This is a genomic window from Sphingomonas sp. ID0503 (assembly GCF_048565625.1).
Taxonomy (GTDB): domain Bacteria; phylum Pseudomonadota; class Alphaproteobacteria; order Sphingomonadales; family Sphingomonadaceae; genus JBLZUR01.
This window is the reverse complement of the sequence record NZ_JBLZUR010000002.1, coordinates 897,129-913,600: the sequence shown is the minus strand read 5'-3', so window position 1 is coordinate 913,600 and position 16,472 is coordinate 897,129. Positions and strand designations below refer to the sequence as shown.

Genomic DNA, 16,472 nt, shown 5'->3' with positions numbered 1-16,472 from the left:
CTGCGGCGATGCGCCTGACGATCCCTGCTTCGCTCCTGAGCCTCGTGGCCTCCACGGCCCACGCCGCACCCGCATCGTGGACGGCCCCGCAAGCGCCATTCCGGATCGTCGGCAACGTCTACTATGTCGGAACCGAGGGCATTGCCGCTTATCTGATCGTCGATCGCAAGCGGATGATCCTGATCGACGGCACACCGGCGGAGAGCGCGGGCGTCGTGCTGGATAATATCCGCACTTTGGGATTCGATCCGAAGAACCTGCGCTACTTGCTCAACAACCATGCGCATTGGGACCATGCCGGCGGGCTGGCGGCGATCCGTGGCGTTACGCGAGCGAAGCTTGTCGCCAGCTCACGCGATCGGGAGGTGCTGAAGCGCGGGTCCGATCTCGCCCGGCCGGATGTCGGCAACTTTCCGCCGGTCGGGGTCGATCGTTCGATCGGTGACGGCGATAAGGTGCGCCTCGGCGGCACCCGCCTCACCGCGCATCTGACGCCCGGCCACACCAAGGGGTGCACCAGCTGGTCGATGACGACGACCGAAGGCATTCGCAAGGTCGAGATACTCTTCGCGTGCAGCCTGACCGTCGCCGGGCAGAACCTGATCAACGATCGTGCATATCGCCAAGCGGCGGGGGATTTCCGCCAGAGCTTGGCGACGTTGAAGCGGATGCGCGCGGATGTGTTCCTGACGTTCCACTCCGAGTTCTTCGACATGGCGGGCAAGCGACGCCGCCAGATGGCCGGTGATCGCGACGCCTTCATCGATCCATACGAACTCCGTCGTCAGGTCGATCGCGCCGAAGCAGCCTTCGACGCCGAACTCGCGCGGCAGGAGGCGGCAGTCAGACCAGAGTGACGACGCCCCAGCCAAGCAGGCTGACGAAAGCGGCGGCGACACCGTAGACCAGAACGATGTCGGACGTAGCAATGGGATAGCCCTCAGGCTTGTTCATGGCGCAACCTCTCGTGAAGGCCGCGATCCCACCATCACGGCGATTATGGTGTCGCCATAATTAATGATTTAGCGCGCTTTTCGTTCCGACGCGGCTTAGCGGGTCGCGTTGTACTTCAGCTGGTCCTCGGTCAGCTGAAATCCCACCAGCAACTCGAAGCTGGCGTTCTGGACGGCCGCGCGGACCGTGGGGTCGCTCATAGGATCGATTGCCGCGTCCTCGTCGCCCGCCTTGCGCTTGCGGTTGATCTTGGCCTCGATGTCGGCGGGCAGCTTGGCGGCGGATGCGCTGACGTCGATCCGCGCCGTGCCGGTGCTGCGTGCGACCGCCGCGCCATCGTCGAAATGCAGCGTGACGCGCGACAGGCTCTTGGCGGTCACCCGCGTGCCGGCGCGGACGACGGTCGCGAAGTAAGGCAGGGTGACGTCGCGCGCGCCCGCCGTGTTGGTGCGGCGCGCCGAAACCTCGAAGTTCGCCTCCGCCGTGATCGGATCCGTGCCGGAGTTGCACGAGCTGGTCAGGTTGGAGATGTTCGCGACCACGTCGATCGCCCGCGCCTCCCGGCTGGCCGGCGGATCGAACAGGGTGACATCGCCGGTATAGGCCGGCACCGCGACGGCCGGACAGGCCGATCGCGTGATCTTCAGCTCGCTGGCGATGTCGCCGTTCTTGCAGCCGGCAAGCGCGAGGGTGAGCAGGGCCACGCCCGCGACGGAAAGCTTGCGTGTCGGCACCATGATCCTCGTCACCACCTCGGCTGGCCGCACGGGACCACCGGCGGCGAGCGGCCTTCATAGGAACCGCCTTCCGCCTCGGCAAGCAATCGCGTAAGCCCGCCGCCATGCCCGATGCCGCCTCCCCGCTGGATGCCCGCCCTTCTCTCCGCCTGCTGATCGCCGCGCCGCGCGGCTTCTGCGCGGGGGTGGACCGCGCGATCCAGATCGTCGAGCGCGCGATCGAGAAGCTGGGCGCGCCGGTCTATGTCCGGCACGAGATCGTTCACAACAAGTTCGTGGTCGATGCGCTGAAGGCCAAGGGCGCGGTGTTCGTCGAGGAGCTGGATCAGGTGCCGGACGGCGTGCCGGTGATCTTTTCCGCCCATGGCGTGCCGAAGGTTGTACCGCAGAAGGCGGCGGAGCGCGGTCTGGAGTTCTTCGACGCGACCTGCCCGCTCGTCTCCAAGGTGCATCGCCAGGCCGAGCGGCTGGTGAAGGACGGGCGACACATCCTGTTCATCGGCCATCGCGGCCATCCGGAAGTGGTCGGCACCTTCGGGCAAGTCGATGAGGGCGCGATGACGCTGGTCGAGACGGTGGAGGATGTCGCCGCGCTCGCCCCGGCCGATCCCGACAACCTCGCCTATCTCACCCAGACCACCCTGTCGGTGGACGACACCGCGGAGATCATCGCCGCGCTCACCGCCCGCTTCCCCAACGCCCAGGCGCCGCGCAGCGAGGACATCTGTTACGCCACCTCAAACCGGCAGGCGGCGGTGCAGAAGATCGCGGGGGATTGCGACGCGGTGCTGGTGATCGGCGCGCCCAATTCCTCCAACTCGTTGCGGCTGGTTGAGGTCGCCAAGCGCGGCGGCGCGCGGGCGATCCTGATCGAGCGGGCCGAGGACATCGACGCACGCTGGCTGGACGGTGTCGCCACGCTCGGCATCACCGCGGGTGCCTCCGCGCCGGAAGTGCTGGTAACCGAGGTCCTCGACTGGCTGCGCGCCCGCTTCCGCATCGAAGGCGAGGAGGTCACCACGGCGGTGGAGACGCTGACGTTCAAGCTGCCCCGCGGCCTCGCGACCGCCTGAACCATGGCCGTCTACACGCAGGTTTCCGCCGAGGACATGGCGGCGCTTCTGTCGCGCTACGACGCGGGTACGCTCGTCTCCGCCAAGGGCATCGCGGAGGGGGTGGAGAATTCGAACTACCTGGTCGAGACCACCCGTAGCCGCTTCATCCTGACGCTGTACGAGAAGCGGGTGGATGCCGGCGACCTGCCGTTCTTCATGGCGCTGCTGGACCATGTCGCCGACAAGGGCCTGCCGGTGCCGCGCGCGATCCGCGACCGGGACGGCGTGCAGTTGCAGACCGTAGCCGGGCGGTCCGCATGCCTGATCGAGTTCCTGCCCGGCGTGTCGGTCAGCCATCCGACGCATGAGCAGGCCTATGCGACCGGCGCGGCGCTGGGGCGGCTGCACGAGGCGCTGGCGGACTTTGCGGGCGAACGGCCGAACACACTGGGCGCGGAGGGTCGGCGCGAACTGGCGGGACGCTGCGGGGACGCGCTCGATACGATTGCGCCGGGTCTCGGCGCGCGGGTGGCGGCGGAGATCGCCTGGCAGGACGCGAACCTGCCGGCCGACCTGCCGCAGGCGGTGATCCACGCCGATCTCTTCCCCGACAATGTGCTGATGCTGGGCAGCGATGTCACCGGGCTGATCGACTTCTACTTCGCCTGCCGCGACATCCGCGCCTGGGATCTGGCGGTGACGCACAGCGCCTGGTGCTTTGACGCGGACGGCAGCAACTACTCGGTCGACCGCGCCCATGCGCTCGTGGCGGGCTACGACCAGAGCTTCGGGCTGAGCGGGGCGGAGCGCGCGGCGTTCCGGGCGCTGGCCCGCGCGTCGTGCCTCCGTTTCCTGCTGACCCGCGCCTGGGACTGGCTGAACACGCCGGCCGACGCGATGGTCACGCGCAAGGACCCCCTCGCCTATCTCCGCCGCCTCGACTTCTACGCCAGCGCCGAGCCGGACCTGCTGCTCGGATGAGCGATGTCGTGATCTTCACCGACGGGGCCTGCAAGGGGAATCCCGGCCCCGGCGGTTGGGGCGCCCTCCTCCGCTTCGGCGACAGCGAAAAGGAGCTGTCGGGCGGCGAGAAGTTGACCACCAACAACCGGATGGAGCTGATGGCGCCGATCGCGGCCCTGAACGCGCTGAAGCGACCCTGTGCGGTGACGCTCTATACCGACAGCAAATATGTGATGGACGGCATCACCAAGTGGATCTTCGGCTGGCAGAAGAACGGCTGGAAGACGGCATCCAAGCAGCCGGTGAAGAACGCCGATCTCTGGCAGGAGTTGGTGGCGGCGGTGAGGCCGCATCAGGTGAACTGGCAATGGGTGAAGGGCCATTCCGGCCACCCGGAGAACGACCGCGTGGACGCGCTGGCCTGCGCCGAGGCGGAGCGGTTCCGGTAAGATCCCCTTTCGCTAAAGGGCCACTACCGCATCCCCGACGACGATCTCGTCGGCTGCGATTACCTTCGACGTGCGCCCGCCGCGCCAGTCCGGCCTGAGCGCCAGCTCCAGCCCGTCGACCAGAGCGTTCATGCGACGGCAGGGATCGCATTCGCCGGTGATGCGAAGGGTGCAGCGCGCGCCGATGCGGATCAGCCCGCCCTCTTCTCTCGGCAAAACCAGGCCGTCTACCAGCAGGTTGACGCGGCGGTGCTGCCATTCGAGGGCCGCGCCGACCAGCCGGGTCGCGATCTGCCAGTCGGCGAGCGTCATCAGCGTCACCTGACGCCGCCCGCGCCCGCCTGGCTTGATCGCGCCGCGGAAGTCGCCCTCGACGCCGGTGTCAAGACCGACGAAGGCGCGGTCGAGCACCTCCATCGGCCCTTTCGGCCGCGCATGGCGGGCGATGCCGAGGAGGATGCCGGTCTTCGTCACTGTACTTTGCCGTCACCCCAACGAGGGCTGGGGTCGCTCAGGATCGGAGTGATGCCAGCCTTCGCTGGCACGACGGCAAAGTCTCAGAGGAACTTCGCCATCGCACCGGCGGTGTCGACCATGCGGTTCGAGAAGCCCCATTCGTTGTCGTACCAGCTGAGCACGCGGACCAGCTTGCCCTCGATCACCGCGGTCTCCAGGCTGTCCACCGACGACGAATGCGGGTTGCCCATGAAGTCGATCGAGACGAGCGGATCGGTGACGTATTCGAGGATGCCCTTGAGCGGGCCGCTCTCCGCCGCCGCCTTGAGAAGCTCGTTGACCTCCTCCTTGGTGGTGTCGCGCTTCGGCGTGAAGGTCAGGTCGACGACCGAGACGTCCGGGGTCGGCACGCGGATCGAGGAGCCGTCCAGCTTGCCCTTCAGTTCCGGCAGCACCTCGCCCACCGCACGCGCGGCGCCGGTGGTGGTCGGGATCATCGACATGGCGGCCGCGCGGGCGCGGCGCATGTCGGAGTGGATCTGATCGAGGATCTTCTGATCGTTGGTGTAGCTGTGGATCGTGGTCATCAGGCCACGCTCGATGCCGACGGTGTCATTCAGCACCTTGGCGATCGGGGCCAGGCAGTTGGTGGTGCAGGACGCGTTCGACACGATGTTATGCTCGGCGGTCAGCTTGTCGTGGTTGACGCCGAACACGACGGTCAGGTCCGGGCCCTTGGCCGGCGCGGAGATCAGGACCTTCTTGGCACCCGCCGAAATGTGCTTTTCGGCCGACGCGCGGTCGGTGAAGAAGCCGGTGCACTCCAGCGCGATGTCCACGCCGTTGGCGCTGTGCGGCAGGTTGGCGGGATCACGCTCCGCCGAGACCTTGATACGCTTGCCGTCGATGATCAGGTCGTTGCCGTCGACCTCGACCGAACCCTTGTACGCCCCGTGGACGGAGTCGCGCTTGAAGAGGAGCGCGTTCGACTTGGCATCGCCCAGGTCGTTGATCGCGACCAGTTCCAGCCCCGCCTCCGGCCGTGCCAGAATGGCGCGGGCGACGAGACGCCCGATGCGGCCGAAGCCGTTGATCGCAACCTTGACTGCCATGTCCGTAATCTCCCTCAAACAGGACCCCCGCGGTCCTTACTTCCCCAATGCCGCAAGGATTTGCGGCGCGATCTTCTCAGCCGTCAGGCCGAAATGGTCGTAGAGCGCCTCGGCCGGAGCCGACGCGCCGAAGCCGTCGATGCCGAAGCGCAGGCCCTTGACCATCGTATAGCGTTCCCAACCCATCGTCGTCCCCGCCTCGATCGAGACGCGCAGGATGCCGGTGTCGGGTGGCAGGACGGTGTCGCGATAGCTCTCCGGCTGCGCATCGAAGCGCGACCAGCAGGGCATCGAAACCACGTCCGCGCCGACCCCGACCGCCTCGAGCTTGTCGGCGAGCTCGACCGCGATGTGGACTTCCGACCCGGTGGCGATGAGGACGACCTTGCGCTCTGCCTTGGCGGCGCGGAGCGTATAGGCGCCCTTGGCAGTCAGGTTTTCGTCAGCCTTGTCCCGCAGTTGCGGCAGGTTCTGACGGCTGAGTGCGAGAAGCGAGGGGCCGTCAGTGTCGGCGAGCGACAGCGCCCAGGCCTCAGCCGTCTCGATCGTGTCCGCCGGGCGGAACACGTCAAGGTTCGGCATCAGGCGCAGCGACATGACATGTTCGACCGGCTGGTGGGTCGGGCCATCCTCGCCAAGGCCGATGGAGTCGTGTGTCATCACATAGACGACGCGGGTCTGCTGCAGGGCCGAAAGGCGGATCGCGGCGCGGCAATAGTCGGAGAAGACCAGGAAGGTGCCGCCATAGGGCACCACGCCGCCGTGCAGCGCCATGCCGTTCATCGCGCAGGACATGCCGAACTCGCGAATGCCGTAGTAGATGTAGCGGCCGGCGTAATCGTCTGCCGTCAGCGGCCCGGTCGATTTGGTCTTGGTGTTGTTCGATCCGGTGAGGTCGGCCGATCCGCCGACAGTGTCCGGGATCGCGGCGTTGATCGATTCCAGCGCGAGTTCGGACGCCTTGCGCGTCGCGACCTTCTGCGGGTTGGCGAGGAGTCCGTCGACATGGCCCTTCAGCCAGCCGGTGGCATCGATCTCGCCGGCCATGCGGCGGGAGAATTTGTCCTGCTTCCCGCTGCTTGCGAGGCGATCCGTCCACGCCTTGTGCGCGTCGCCGCCGCGCGCGCCGAAGCGCACCCAGGCGTCGGTGACATCGTCGGGAAGCTCGAAGGGGTGGTGCGTCCATTCGAGGACCTGTCGGGTGGCGGCGATCTCGTCCGCCCCGAGCGGGGACCCATGCGTGGCGGAGGTGCCCTGCTTGTTGGGGGCACCATAGCCGATGATCGTGCGGCAGGCGACGAGCGAGGGGCGCGGATCGGCCTTGGCGACTTCCAACGCCTCCTCGATCGACGCCTCGTCATGGCCGTCGCAGGAGACGACGTGCCAGCCGGACGCCAGATAGCGCGCCTTCACGTCCTCGCTGGAGGACATCGACACCGCGCCGTCGATGGTGATGCGGTTGTCGTCCCACAGCACGATCAGGCGGCCGAGCTTCAGGTGACCGGCGAGGCCCACCGCCTCATGGTTGATGCCCTCCATCAGGCAGCCGTCGCCTGCGATCACCCAGGTACGGTGATCGACCAGATCGTCGCCGTAGATCGCGTTCAGATGCCGTTCCGCGATCGCCATGCCGACGGCGGTCGCAAAGCCGGAGCCGAGCGGACCGGTGGTCGCCTCGACCCCTGCCAGTTCGAAATTCTCCGGATGGCCGGCGCAGGGGGAGCCGAGCTGACGGAAATTACGGAGGTCATCCATGGTCGGCCGGTCGTAGCCGGTGAGGTGCAGCAGGCTGTAGATCAGCATCGAGCCATGACCGGCCGACAGCACGAAGCGGTCGCGGTCCGCCCATTTCGGCGCTTTCGGATCGAACTTCAGATGGCGTGTGAAGAGCGCGGTCGCCACGTCGGCCATGCCCATCGGCATGCCGGGATGACCCGAATTCGCCGCCTGAACCGCGTCCATCGACAGCGCCCGCACGGCATTGGCGAGCGTCTTGAAGGGTACGGTGGTCATTGTAACGTCGAGCCTTTGGCTGTGATTTAGAAGACGATTCGGGCGGTATGCCGCGCACGCGGGTCCATTTGTCGCGGGGAGGTCAAGAGGTCAACCACAGCGGCCCGCCACGGCGTTGTTCCGGGGCCGCGACGTGCTATGTCTTGGCGCATGAACGATCCCCGCCTCGCGGCCGCGATCGACCGGCTGGGCCAGGCGCTCGGACGCGTCGAGGCCGGTCTCGCCAAACTGCCCGTCCCCTCCTCAACCCCGATGGTCGCCAAGGCCGAGTACGACGCGCTTGCCGCGCGGCACGAGACGCTGCGGGCGACGGTCGGCAAGGCGATCGGGCGCATCGATGCCCTGCTGGCAGAAGGCGAGGACTGATGGCGGACGTGACACTGTCGATCGGCGGACGCGAATACCGCGTTGCTTGCGCGCCTGGCGGGGAGAGCCGGTTGGAGCGGGTGGGTGCCATCCTGGACGACAAGGTCCGTGACGCCACGCGTGCGCTGGGCGAGATGGGCGAGGCGCGCGCGATCCTGTTCGCCGCGATCCTGCTCGGCGACGAACTGCTTGATCATCGCGACGGCAAGACGCCGGCGGGCGACCCTGAACTTGCCAGCAACATCGAGCGCATGGCCGAACGCATCGAAGCCGTCGCCGCAGCCCTTGAGGCGCGGGCGGCGAAGCCCTAGATAGTGAGGCGGCGGGTACTGCCCGGTGCGAGCTTTAGAAATCCCTGAGGCTATTCATCATCCTAGGGGGCTGTCCCTGGTAGGGCCCTGGCCCGAACTACATGGTCCCCACCTGACGTTTTGGGCGTCAGAGGATCTCACGGCAAACGGCCACGGCGGTCCCGCCACCGCTTTCATATGATCGACAAGCCAGCCCTTCGTCGCGCCCTGAGGGCCAAGCGCCGCGACTTCGTGGATGCGATGTCCGCGCAGGAACGAGATGCCGCGCAGGCGGCGCTGTGCGATCGTGTAATGACCGACATCACGGCGGGACCGGTCGCCCTGTACCTGGCCGGCGGTGCAGAGGTGGACGTCGGTGGCGCAGTCGAACCGCTTCTCGAACGCGGGATCGACGTCGCGCTGCCGCATGTGATCGGCCGCGACGATCTGATGCGCTTCCTCCTTTGGCGTCCGGGCGAGCCGCTGTTCGAGGGCACGATGGGGCTGATCCAGCCGAACCCGAACGCGCGCGAGGTCTCTCCTGCCGTGATCCTGACCCCCCTCCTTGGTTTCGACCGCGCGCTCAACCGCATCGGCCAGGGCGCGGGCCATTACGACCGCGCCTTCGCAGCCCACCCCGCTGCCCGGCGCATCGGCGTTGCGTGGAGCGTGCAGGAGGTGGACGCCTTGCCGCTGGACCCCTGGGACGTTCCGCTCCATGCCGTCGTCACCGAAAGCGAATGGATCGAGGCCCCATGAACCCCAGCTGGCGCAAACCCGCAGGCGCCCTCCTGATCCTCGCCATCATCGCGGTCTGGTCCGCGCTGATCCTGTGGGCGAGCGACTGGATCGGTCGCCTGCCGATCCTGATCCAGACGGTGATCTATCTGGTGGCCGGGATCGTGTGGATCCTGCCGCTTCGGCCGCTGCTGCAATGGATGGAGACAGCGCGCTGGCGGCCTTGAAGGACAACATCCTCCCCCGCAAGGGGGAGGTGGCGCCTAAGGCGACGGAGGGGGCGGGCAGCGAGCGCCTTCCGATGACGAATGTATCGCCGCCCTCCCCCTCCGTCAGGCTATGCCTGACACCTCCCCCTGGCGGGGGAGGATATTCATGACCGTCAGCGTCTTCGACCTGTTTAAGATCGGCGTCGGGCCGTCGAGTTCACATACCGTCGGCCCGATGGTCGCCGCGCGGCGGTTCGGCTTGCATGTTGAGGCGGCCGGGCTGTCCGAGCGGACGGCGCGGCTGCGCTGCGACTTGTACGGGTCTCTGGCCCTGACCGGCAAGGGCCATGCCTCCGACGTGGCGCTCATCGCAGGCCTCGCGGGGGAGCGGCCGGACGGGACCAGCGCCGACGCCATCGCCCGCATCGTCGATCATGCGACGACCGATCACCGCATCTCCATGCTCGGCCGCTGGCCTGTCGCGTTCGATCCGGCTGCGGACATCGCCTTTCACCAGCGCGAGCGCCTGCCCTTCCACTCCAACGCGATGGCGTTCGAAGCTCTGGACGAGCATGGCGCGGTGCTGGTCCGACGCATCTACTATTCGGTGGGCGGCGGCTTCGTGCTGGATGAGGACGAAGCGGGTCGGAACAGCCCCGACCCGGGAGACGAGGCGAAGATTCCCTACGCCTTCGCGTCGGGTGCGGAGCTGCTCGACCTGTGCGACCAAGCCCGCCTCTCCATCGCCGACCTGGTGCTCGCCAACGAAGTGGCGCGGCGACCGCTTGCCGAGGTCGAGGCCCGCCTCGACCGTATCGCCGATGCGATGAGCGCCTGCATCGAGGCCGGCATCACCGCGACCGCACCCGTGCTTCCCGGCGAACTGCGCGTGAAGCGCCGCGCGCCGAAGCTTGCCGCAGAGATCGCCGGCAAAGGCGATGGCGATCCGCTGGCGGCGATGGACGCGCTCAACCTCTGGGCGATGGCGGTGAACGAGGAGAATGCGGCCGGCGGCCGGGTCGTCACCGCGCCGACCAATGGTGCCGCCGGGATCATTCCCTCGGTCGTCCGCTATTACGAGCGGATGTGCGGCGGGGATCGCGCGGGCGTGCGCCGCTTCCTCCTTGCCGCCGCCGCGATCGGCGCGCTCTACCGCCGCAATGCCTCGATCTCCGGCGCGGAGGTCGGGTGCCAGGGCGAGGTCGGCGTCGCCTGTTCTATGGCGGCGGCAGGGCTGACGGCGGCACTCGGCGGATCGAACGGTCAAGTCGAGAACGCGGCGGAGATCGGCATGGAGCACAATCTCGGCCTCACCTGCGATCCGGTGGCGGGGCTCGTGCAGGTGCCCTGCATCGAGCGCAACGCGATCGGCGCGGCTAAGGCGGTGAACGCCTCGCGGCTCGCCATGATGGGCGACGGCAGCCACCTCGTCAGCCTCGACCAGGTGATCGAGACGATGCGCCAGACCGGCCTCGACATGCAGACCAAGTACAAGGAGACGTCTCGCGGAGGTCTCGCCGTGAACGTGGTGGAGTGTTGAGTGGCCTCAACCGTGCTCCTGCGAACGCAGGAGCCTAGGCGCGTCACTGGAAAGCGGCTCCTGCTTTCGCAGGAGCACGGCTCAACCGGTAATCCGCCGCAACCGCTCGACCAGCCGCTCCCGTGCCGCGAGCACATCGGCGCGGCGATCGGTGAGGATGTCGCGGCCGAGGAAATGGCCGGCCAGCCGCAAGCCCGCCTCGATACCGGTCCAGTCGGCCTGCGATCCGTCGAGCAGGAACGCCGGCAGAGGCAACAACCGGGCGGCATAGGCCTGGCCCATCTCCCGGCTGACCGCCGCCGCGCTTTTCGGGCTGACATAGGCTAGTTCCCCCGCCCCGCCGGCCGCACAGCCAGACAGGTCCAGGCCGAAGCCGAGCGCGGACAGCAGCAGCAGTTCGTACCGCACCAGTGCCGCCGCCCAGGCGCGCGCGCTCGGCGCGGCCTCAATGGCGGCCAGCATGCCGTCGAGCCCGGAGTGAACCTCCGGATAGGGCTGTCCCTCGGGCAAGGCCGCGGCTGTCAGCGCCGTCACCCAGTCGATCGCGGCGGCGGCAAGCGGCTCGCCGAGCAGCGGCGCGCGGCTGTGGATCAGCTCGACCGAAAGGACGGCGAGTTGCGCCTCCGTCCGGGCGCGAAATTCGGCACGGACGAGGTTTCCCGGCTGCAGCACCGGACGCATTCGTCGCGATCTGCCACCCGGGACATAGCCGGCCAAAAGCCCGTCCATCGGCGTCATCGCGCGCACCACGGCACCATGCTCGCCATGGGCGAGAACGGCGCAGACAACGGCATCGGCAGTGACGTGCATCGCGCGGGTTTAGCCGAGTCTTTAGGTCTTGATACCCCTCATGCCGCAGGGCAGCATTCTCCTCTCGACGCCCCTCATGCAAGACCGTAGAGGGGCGCCGAGCGGCGGGATCGGGCTATGTTTCAGCGGATTTATGACTGGACCTTGCGCCTGGCGGGGCATCGCCATGCCGAAAGCAGCCTGGCGCTGATCTCCTTTTCCGAAAGCGTGTTCTTCCCGGTTCCGGCCGACGTCATGCTGGTACCGATGGTCATCGCCCGGCCGGACCGCGCCTGGCGCATCGCGACGATCTGCACCATCGCATCGGTGCTCGGCGGCGTGCTCGGCTATATGGTCGGCTACTTCCTTTTCGCGACCGTCGGCAAATGGGTGATCGATCTTTACGGCCTCGGCCACGCGTTCAGCCAGTATCATGATTTCTACGCCAAATGGGGTGCGACGATCATCCTGGTTAAGGGGCTGACGCCGATCCCCTACAAGCTGGTGACGATCGCCAGTGGCGTCGCGAAGTTCAACTTCGGCATCTTCCTGCTGACCTCCGCGATCACGCGTGGTGCGCGCTACTTTATCGTGGCGGCGCTGCTGAAGCGCTATGGCACGCCAATTCAGGCGTTCATCGAGAAGCGGCTGACCTTGGTGTCGCTCGGCGTGCTGGCGCTGATCGTGGGCGGCTTCGTCGCGGTGGCGCTGCTCTGATCTCGACGGAACGAGCGACCCGTTATCTATCAAAAGCTCACCCACTCGGGTGGAAGTAGTCGTAGATCGTCCGCGCCATCGTTTTCGACACGCCCGGCGCGCGTTCCAGATCGGCCAGAGCCGCCCCGCGCACCGCCTTCGCCGTGCCGAAGTGCATCAGCAGCGCCTTCTTTCGCGCCGGGCCGATCCCGGGCACGTCGTCCAGCGGATTGGCGGTGAAGGTCTTCGCCCGCTTGGTCCGGTGCGCGCCGATCGCAAAGCGGTGCGCCTCGTCGCGCAGCCGCTGCAGGAAGAAGAGGATCGGCGAGTTGAGCGGCAGCATCGATTCGCGGCCGTCGGGCATGTGGAAATGCTCGCGCCCAGCGTTTCGGTCTGGCCCCTTCGAGATGCCGACCAGCGGCACGTCCGCCACGCCCAGCTCGTCCAGCACCTGCGCCACGGCCGAGACCTGGCCCTTGCCGCCGTCGATCAGCAGCAGGTCCGGCCATTCCCCGCCCTTGCGCTCCGGATCCTCCTTCTCCAGCCGGGCGAAGCGGCGTTCCAGCACCTCGCGCATCATCGCGAAGTCGTCGCCGGGGCTGATGTCCGGATTGCGGATGTTGAACTTGCGATAGGCCGATTTGCGGAACCCCTCCGGCCCCGCGACGATCATGGCGCCGACCATGTCGGTGCCCATGATGTGGCTGTTGTCGTAGACCTCGATCCGGTTCGGCGCGCCGTCCAGATCGAACAGGTCGGCAACCTCCTGCAGCAGCCTGCCCTGCGTGGTTCCCTCCGCGAGACGGCGGTCGAGCGCCTCGACCGCGTTGCGTTGCGCCTGTTCCAGCAAGCGGCGCTGCTCGCCGCGCTGGGGCTGCTTCAGTTGGACCTTGCGCCCCGCCTTCTCGGCCAGCGCGTCGGACAGTAGCGCCTCCTCCTCCAGCACGCGGTCGAGCAGGATCAGGCGGGGCGGCGGCACCTCCTCGTAGAATTGCGCGAGGAAGCTGGTCAGCACCTCGTCCTCCGGCACCTCAGCCGTGTGCGCGGGGAAGAAGTTGCGGTGGCCCCAGTTCTGGCCACCCCGGATGAAAAACCCTTCGATGCACATCGACCCGGACTTGCAGGCGAGCGCGAAGATGTCGGCGTCCGCCACTCCCTCCGCATTGATCGCCTGCGCGCCCTGGATGAAGGTCAGCGCGCGAAGGCGGTCGCGGAACACAGCGGCGAGTTCGAAATCCATGTTCTCGGCGGCGGCGGTCATCAGGTCGCCCAGCTTCTTCTGGACCTGCGTCGACTTGCCGGACAGGAACGCCTTCGAGTCCGCGACCAGCTCGGCGTAATCGGCCTCGCTGATCTTGCCGACGCAGGGGGCCGAGCAGCGCTTGATCTGGTGCAGCAGGCAGGGGCGCGATCGGTTGGCGAAGTAGCTGTCCGAACAGGAGCGGAGCAGGAACAGCTTCTGCAGGGCGTTGAGCGTGCGGGTGACCGATCCGGCGCTGGCGAACGGGCCGTAATACGGGCCCTTGCTGCGCCTTGCGCCGCGATGCTTCATCACCCGGGGAAAGGCATGATCCTCGCGCAAGTGAATGAAGGGAAAGCTTTTGTCGTCGCGAAGGAGGACGTTGTAGGGCGGTCGAAACCGCTTGATCAGCTGCGCCTCCAGCAGCAGCGCCTCGGCCTCCGTATTGGTCGTCACGATCGTCATCGACCGGGTCTGCGCGACCATCCGCTGCAGCCGCTTCGAAAGGCGCGCGACCTGTGTGTAGTTCGTCACCCGGTTCTTCAGCGCGCGCGCCTTGCCGACATAGAGCACGTCGCCGCGCGCATCCTGCATCCGGTAGACACCCGGGCGAACGGGCAGGGTTTTCAGTACGTTGCGGATCGCGGCGATGCCGGTTTCAAGATCCGGCGCATCCGATCCGCGCACGGTATAGGCGGCGGCTTCCTCGGCGAAACGGTCGGGCGTTGCGGGTGGCTGGGACACGAGGGTCATTTAGGATGGGCGATTGCAGATGTCAGCGCCCGTCACTCCCCTGATCCTGCCCCGCCAGGGGCAGGTGGCGCCGCAAGGCGACGGACGGGGCGGACAGCGATCTCCTCGGCTTTCCATGTCCTCCCCCTCCGTCAGGCTACGCCTGCCGCCTCCCCCTTGCGGGGGAGGATGATACTACATTGCACCCATCGCCCTCGCCCGCCACAACTCCGGCCATGCCACGCGCCCTCTTCGTCCACAACGGCAGCCCCGGCCGCTTTGCCTCGATCGCCGCCCTCCTTCGGCAGCGCGGCTGGGACGGCGCGCTGCTGAACGGCCCGACCGGGCGCGACCTCGAAGGCTTCCCCACGATCCGCTGGCAGGCGCAGGAGGATGTGCCCGGCGCGCAGCCGATCGCAGCCGTGGCACAGCGCGGCCTGATCGCCGGCGCAGCGGCGGCGGAGGCGGCGCGCAAGCTGAAAGCCGACGGGTTCGAACCCGATGTCATCATCGGCCACCCGGCCTGGGGGGAGATGCTGTTCCTTGGTGAGGTGTTCGACGCGCCTCAGATCCAGGTCGGCGAACTCTACTACCGCGCGCACGACTCCGACGTCGATTTCGACCCCGAGTTCCGCGTCAACGCCAGCCCCTATCGCGTCCTCGCCCGCAATACGGTGCTGGCGACGAGCTATGCCAATGCCGCCCGGATCGTCTGCCCGACGCCCTATCAGGCGAGCACCCTGCCCCGCGCCTTCGACAGCCAGATCCGCGTGATCCACGAGGGCATAGACGTCGACAAGGCACAACGCCTGCCACAGCCCGAGTTGCGTTTCGCCAACGGCCGCGTGCTCGACGGATCGACGCCGGTCATCACCTTCATCAACCGCCGCTTCGAGCCGATGCGCGGCTTCCACATCATGATGCGCGCCCTGCCCCGCCTGCTGGAACAGGTGCCGGAGGCCCGCGTGCTGATGGTCGGCATGGACGAGAATGGCGGCTACGGCCCCGCCCCCGCCGAGGGGACGTGGAAGCAGCACATGATGAAGGAGCTGGGCGCCAGGATCGACATGGACCGCGTCCATTTCGTCGGCGCGGTGAACTACGAGGCGCTGATCACGATCTTCTCGATCAGCTGGGCGCATGTCTACATGACCTACCCGTTCGTGTTGTCCTGGTCGCTGCTGGACGCGATGGCTTGCGAAAGCCTGATCGTCGCCTCCGACACCGCGCCCGTCCGTGATGTCATCCGCGACGGCGAGAACGGGCTCTTGTTCGACTTCTTCGACCATCAGGCGCTCGCTGATCGCCTTATCGCCATCTGCCGCGACCCTGCCCGCTACACCGGCCTTAGAAAGGCGGCGCGCAAGACCGTGTTGGCCGAGTACGATCAGAAACGGGTTTGTGAACCGGCGTGGATGAACCTGATCGAAGAGGTAGCGCGCGGCTAAAGTGTGCGCACGAACAGTGCGTCGACGTGACGCAGCCCACCATCGGGGTTGCGGCGGATGCTGACGAAATCGCGGAACTGATAGCCATGCGGCGCCAGGAAACCATATATGCCGGCGAACAGCGGATCGCCGTGGAAGCGCGGGAACATCGAGGTCTCCGCCACGATCCAGGGGATGCGGGGGAAGAGCGGCTCGGCGCCCTTCAGCACCTCCAGTTCATAACCTTCCGTGTCGATCTTCAGCCCGATCGATCCTGTGGGCGGCACTAGGTCAGTGAGCGGCGCGACCGGCACCAGCCGCTTCTCGTCTCCGCCGGCGAGGTGGTCGCTGCGCTCCAGGAAGGAGCTGCGCGACTTGCCGGCATTGCCGCCGACGTTCAGCACGGCCTCTCCGCGCGCCGCGCCCAGTGCCACGATGCGGATATCGATGTCATAGCTTGCGCCGAACGCTTCGAGACCGGCCCGGTTCTCTTCGATCGGATCGACCAGGATGAACTTGGCCGTGGGAAAGGCCTTGTAGAGGCGCGGCGTGCCCAACGACGCGCCCGCATCCACGACGATGTCCGGGGCGGGTACGAGGTGCTTCAGCCGGCCCCAGTGAAGCGCCGCACGCTCGTGGTCGACGAGCCGGTACTTCTTCTCCAGCTCCGCGAAGCGCGTGGCGAGAGGCGGCCGCTCGGGCACGG

The 16,472-nt window shown here is 67.3% G+C and carries 18 protein-coding genes; 11 read left to right on the top strand and 7 right to left on the bottom strand.

Annotated elements, in window-relative coordinates:
• Positions 1-8 precede the first annotated feature (8 nt).
• Positions 9-857: a subclass B3 metallo-beta-lactamase gene (gene bla, locus ACM608_RS05370; protein WP_419682228.1), complete on the top strand. Its 849-nt coding sequence runs from the start codon at positions 9-11 to the stop codon at positions 855-857.
• Positions 858-1,049: 192 nt separating this feature from the next.
• Here the strand turns inward: bla and ACM608_RS05365 are convergent, their stop codons facing one another.
• Positions 1,050-1,691: a hypothetical protein gene (locus ACM608_RS05365; protein WP_419685106.1), complete on the bottom strand. Its 642-nt coding sequence runs from the start codon at positions 1,689-1,691 to the stop codon at positions 1,050-1,052.
• Between the two features lie 104 nt (positions 1,692-1,795).
• Between ACM608_RS05365 and ispH the strand changes: the two genes are divergently transcribed.
• From ispH to rnhA, 3 genes are read left to right on the top strand one after another with little or no spacing between them, the layout of a single operon-like run.
• Positions 1,796-2,764 carry a 4-hydroxy-3-methylbut-2-enyl diphosphate reductase gene (ispH, locus tag ACM608_RS05360; protein ID WP_419682227.1) on the top strand — a complete coding sequence of 323 codons (969 nt, stop codon included), beginning with the start codon at positions 1,796-1,798 and terminating at the stop codon, positions 2,762-2,764.
• Between the two features lie 3 nt (positions 2,765-2,767).
• The gene (gene thrB / locus ACM608_RS05355; protein ID WP_419682226.1) at positions 2,768-3,727 is read left to right on the top strand and encodes a homoserine kinase; all 960 of its coding nucleotides are present in this window, start codon (positions 2,768-2,770) and stop codon (positions 3,725-3,727) included.
• A complete protein-coding gene (gene rnhA, locus ACM608_RS05350) occupies positions 3,724-4,158 on the top strand; it encodes a ribonuclease HI (protein ID WP_419682225.1) in 435 nt (144 codons plus the stop codon). The genes thrB and rnhA overlap by 4 nt, the downstream gene beginning before the upstream one ends.
• A 12-nt stretch (positions 4,159-4,170) precedes the next feature.
• Here the strand turns inward: rnhA and ACM608_RS05345 are convergent, their stop codons facing one another.
• The 3 genes from ACM608_RS05345 to tkt form a co-directional block, all read right to left on the bottom strand.
• A complete protein-coding gene (locus ACM608_RS05345) occupies positions 4,171-4,632 on the bottom strand; it encodes an MOSC domain-containing protein (RefSeq protein ID WP_419682224.1) in 462 nt (153 codons plus the stop codon).
• A gap of 83 nt (positions 4,633-4,715) precedes the next feature.
• Positions 4,716-5,726 carry a type I glyceraldehyde-3-phosphate dehydrogenase gene (gene gap, locus ACM608_RS05340; RefSeq protein ID WP_419682223.1) on the bottom strand — a complete coding sequence of 337 codons (1,011 nt, stop codon included), beginning with the start codon at positions 5,724-5,726 and terminating at the stop codon, positions 4,716-4,718.
• Between the two features lie 36 nt (positions 5,727-5,762).
• Positions 5,763-7,739, bottom strand: coding sequence for a transketolase (tkt, locus tag ACM608_RS05335; protein WP_419682222.1), 1,977 nt, complete (start codon positions 7,737-7,739; stop codon positions 5,763-5,765).
• A 150-nt stretch (positions 7,740-7,889) separates the two neighbouring features.
• On the opposite strand from tkt, the gene ACM608_RS05330 reads away from it, so the two are divergent.
• The 5 genes from ACM608_RS05330 (at position 7,890) to ACM608_RS05310 (ending at position 10,882) form a co-directional block, all read left to right on the top strand.
• Positions 7,890-8,105 (top strand): hypothetical protein, encoded by a 216-nt coding sequence (locus ACM608_RS05330; protein ID WP_419682221.1) that lies wholly within the window; start codon positions 7,890-7,892, stop codon positions 8,103-8,105.
• On the top strand, positions 8,105-8,416 hold the full coding sequence (locus tag ACM608_RS05325; protein ID WP_419682220.1) for a cell division protein ZapA: 312 nt from the start codon (positions 8,105-8,107) through the stop codon (positions 8,414-8,416). Before ACM608_RS05330 ends, ACM608_RS05325 begins: the two co-directional genes overlap by 1 nt.
• A 177-nt stretch (positions 8,417-8,593) precedes the next feature.
• Entirely contained in the window at positions 8,594-9,154 is a 561-nt protein-coding gene (locus ACM608_RS05320) for a 5-formyltetrahydrofolate cyclo-ligase (RefSeq protein ID WP_419682219.1), read from the top strand.
• Positions 9,151-9,360, top strand: a complete 210-nt coding sequence (locus ACM608_RS05315; RefSeq protein ID WP_419682218.1) for a DUF2842 domain-containing protein — start codon at positions 9,151-9,153, stop codon at positions 9,358-9,360. Before ACM608_RS05320 ends, ACM608_RS05315 begins: the two co-directional genes overlap by 4 nt.
• A gap of 148 nt (positions 9,361-9,508) precedes the next feature.
• Complete coding sequence (locus tag ACM608_RS05310) at positions 9,509-10,882, top strand: L-serine ammonia-lyase (RefSeq protein WP_419682217.1); 1,374 nt, start codon at positions 9,509-9,511, stop codon at positions 10,880-10,882.
• Positions 10,883-10,963: 81 nt separating this feature from the next.
• Here the strand turns inward: ACM608_RS05310 and recO are convergent, their stop codons facing one another.
• A complete protein-coding gene (gene recO / locus ACM608_RS05305; protein WP_419682216.1) occupies positions 10,964-11,692 on the bottom strand; it encodes a DNA repair protein RecO in 729 nt (242 codons plus the stop codon).
• Positions 11,693-11,809: 117 nt separating this feature from the next.
• Between recO and ACM608_RS05300 the strand changes: the two genes are divergently transcribed.
• Complete coding sequence (locus ACM608_RS05300; RefSeq protein WP_419682215.1) at positions 11,810-12,388, top strand: YqaA family protein; 579 nt, start codon at positions 11,810-11,812, stop codon at positions 12,386-12,388.
• A gap of 37 nt (positions 12,389-12,425) precedes the next feature.
• Here ACM608_RS05300 and uvrC read toward each other — a convergent pair whose 3' ends face one another.
• The gene (uvrC, locus tag ACM608_RS05295) at positions 12,426-14,360 is read right to left on the bottom strand and encodes an excinuclease ABC subunit UvrC (protein ID WP_419682214.1); all 1,935 of its coding nucleotides are present in this window, start codon (positions 14,358-14,360) and stop codon (positions 12,426-12,428) included.
• A 215-nt stretch (positions 14,361-14,575) separates the two neighbouring features.
• Between uvrC and ACM608_RS05290 the strand changes: the two genes are divergently transcribed.
• Positions 14,576-15,787, top strand: coding sequence for a glycosyltransferase (locus tag ACM608_RS05290; RefSeq protein ID WP_419682213.1), 1,212 nt, complete (start codon positions 14,576-14,578; stop codon positions 15,785-15,787).
• Here ACM608_RS05290 and ACM608_RS05285 read toward each other — a convergent pair.
• Complete coding sequence (locus ACM608_RS05285) at positions 15,784-16,470, bottom strand: FkbM family methyltransferase (protein ID WP_419682212.1); 687 nt, start codon at positions 16,468-16,470, stop codon at positions 15,784-15,786. The genes ACM608_RS05290 and ACM608_RS05285 overlap by 4 nt on opposite strands.
• Positions 16,471-16,472 lie beyond the last annotated feature (2 nt).

Excerpts from the sequence above, each read along its gene's own strand:
- bla (WP_419682228.1), top strand. The coding sequence starts at position 9 with ATGCGCCTGACGATCCCTGCTTCGCTCCTGAGCCTCGTGGCCTCCACG.
- ACM608_RS05365 (WP_419685106.1), bottom strand. The coding sequence starts at position 1,691 with ATGGTGCCGACACGCAAGCTTTCCGTCGCGGGCGTGGCCCTGCTCACC.
- ispH (WP_419682227.1), top strand. The coding sequence starts at position 1,796 with ATGCCCGATGCCGCCTCCCCGCTGGATGCCCGCCCTTCTCTCCGCCTG.
- thrB (WP_419682226.1), top strand. The coding sequence starts at position 2,768 with ATGGCCGTCTACACGCAGGTTTCCGCCGAGGACATGGCGGCGCTTCTG.
- rnhA (WP_419682225.1), top strand. The coding sequence starts at position 3,724 with ATGAGCGATGTCGTGATCTTCACCGACGGGGCCTGCAAGGGGAATCCC.
- gap (WP_419682223.1), bottom strand. The coding sequence starts at position 5,726 with ATGGCAGTCAAGGTTGCGATCAACGGCTTCGGCCGCATCGGGCGTCTC.
- tkt (WP_419682222.1), bottom strand. The coding sequence starts at position 7,739 with ATGACCACCGTACCCTTCAAGACGCTCGCCAATGCCGTGCGGGCGCTG.
- ACM608_RS05330 (WP_419682221.1), top strand. The coding sequence starts at position 7,890 with ATGAACGATCCCCGCCTCGCGGCCGCGATCGACCGGCTGGGCCAGGCG.
- ACM608_RS05325 (WP_419682220.1), top strand. The coding sequence starts at position 8,105 with ATGGCGGACGTGACACTGTCGATCGGCGGACGCGAATACCGCGTTGCT.
- ACM608_RS05320 (WP_419682219.1), top strand. The coding sequence starts at position 8,594 with ATGATCGACAAGCCAGCCCTTCGTCGCGCCCTGAGGGCCAAGCGCCGC.
- ACM608_RS05315 (WP_419682218.1), top strand. The coding sequence starts at position 9,151 with ATGAACCCCAGCTGGCGCAAACCCGCAGGCGCCCTCCTGATCCTCGCC.
- ACM608_RS05310 (WP_419682217.1), top strand. The coding sequence starts at position 9,509 with ATGACCGTCAGCGTCTTCGACCTGTTTAAGATCGGCGTCGGGCCGTCG.
- recO (WP_419682216.1), bottom strand. The coding sequence starts at position 11,692 with ATGCACGTCACTGCCGATGCCGTTGTCTGCGCCGTTCTCGCCCATGGC.
- ACM608_RS05300 (WP_419682215.1), top strand. The coding sequence starts at position 11,810 with ATGTTTCAGCGGATTTATGACTGGACCTTGCGCCTGGCGGGGCATCGC.
- uvrC (WP_419682214.1), bottom strand. The coding sequence starts at position 14,360 with ATGACCCTCGTGTCCCAGCCACCCGCAACGCCCGACCGTTTCGCCGAG.
- ACM608_RS05290 (WP_419682213.1), top strand. The coding sequence starts at position 14,576 with ATGCCACGCGCCCTCTTCGTCCACAACGGCAGCCCCGGCCGCTTTGCC.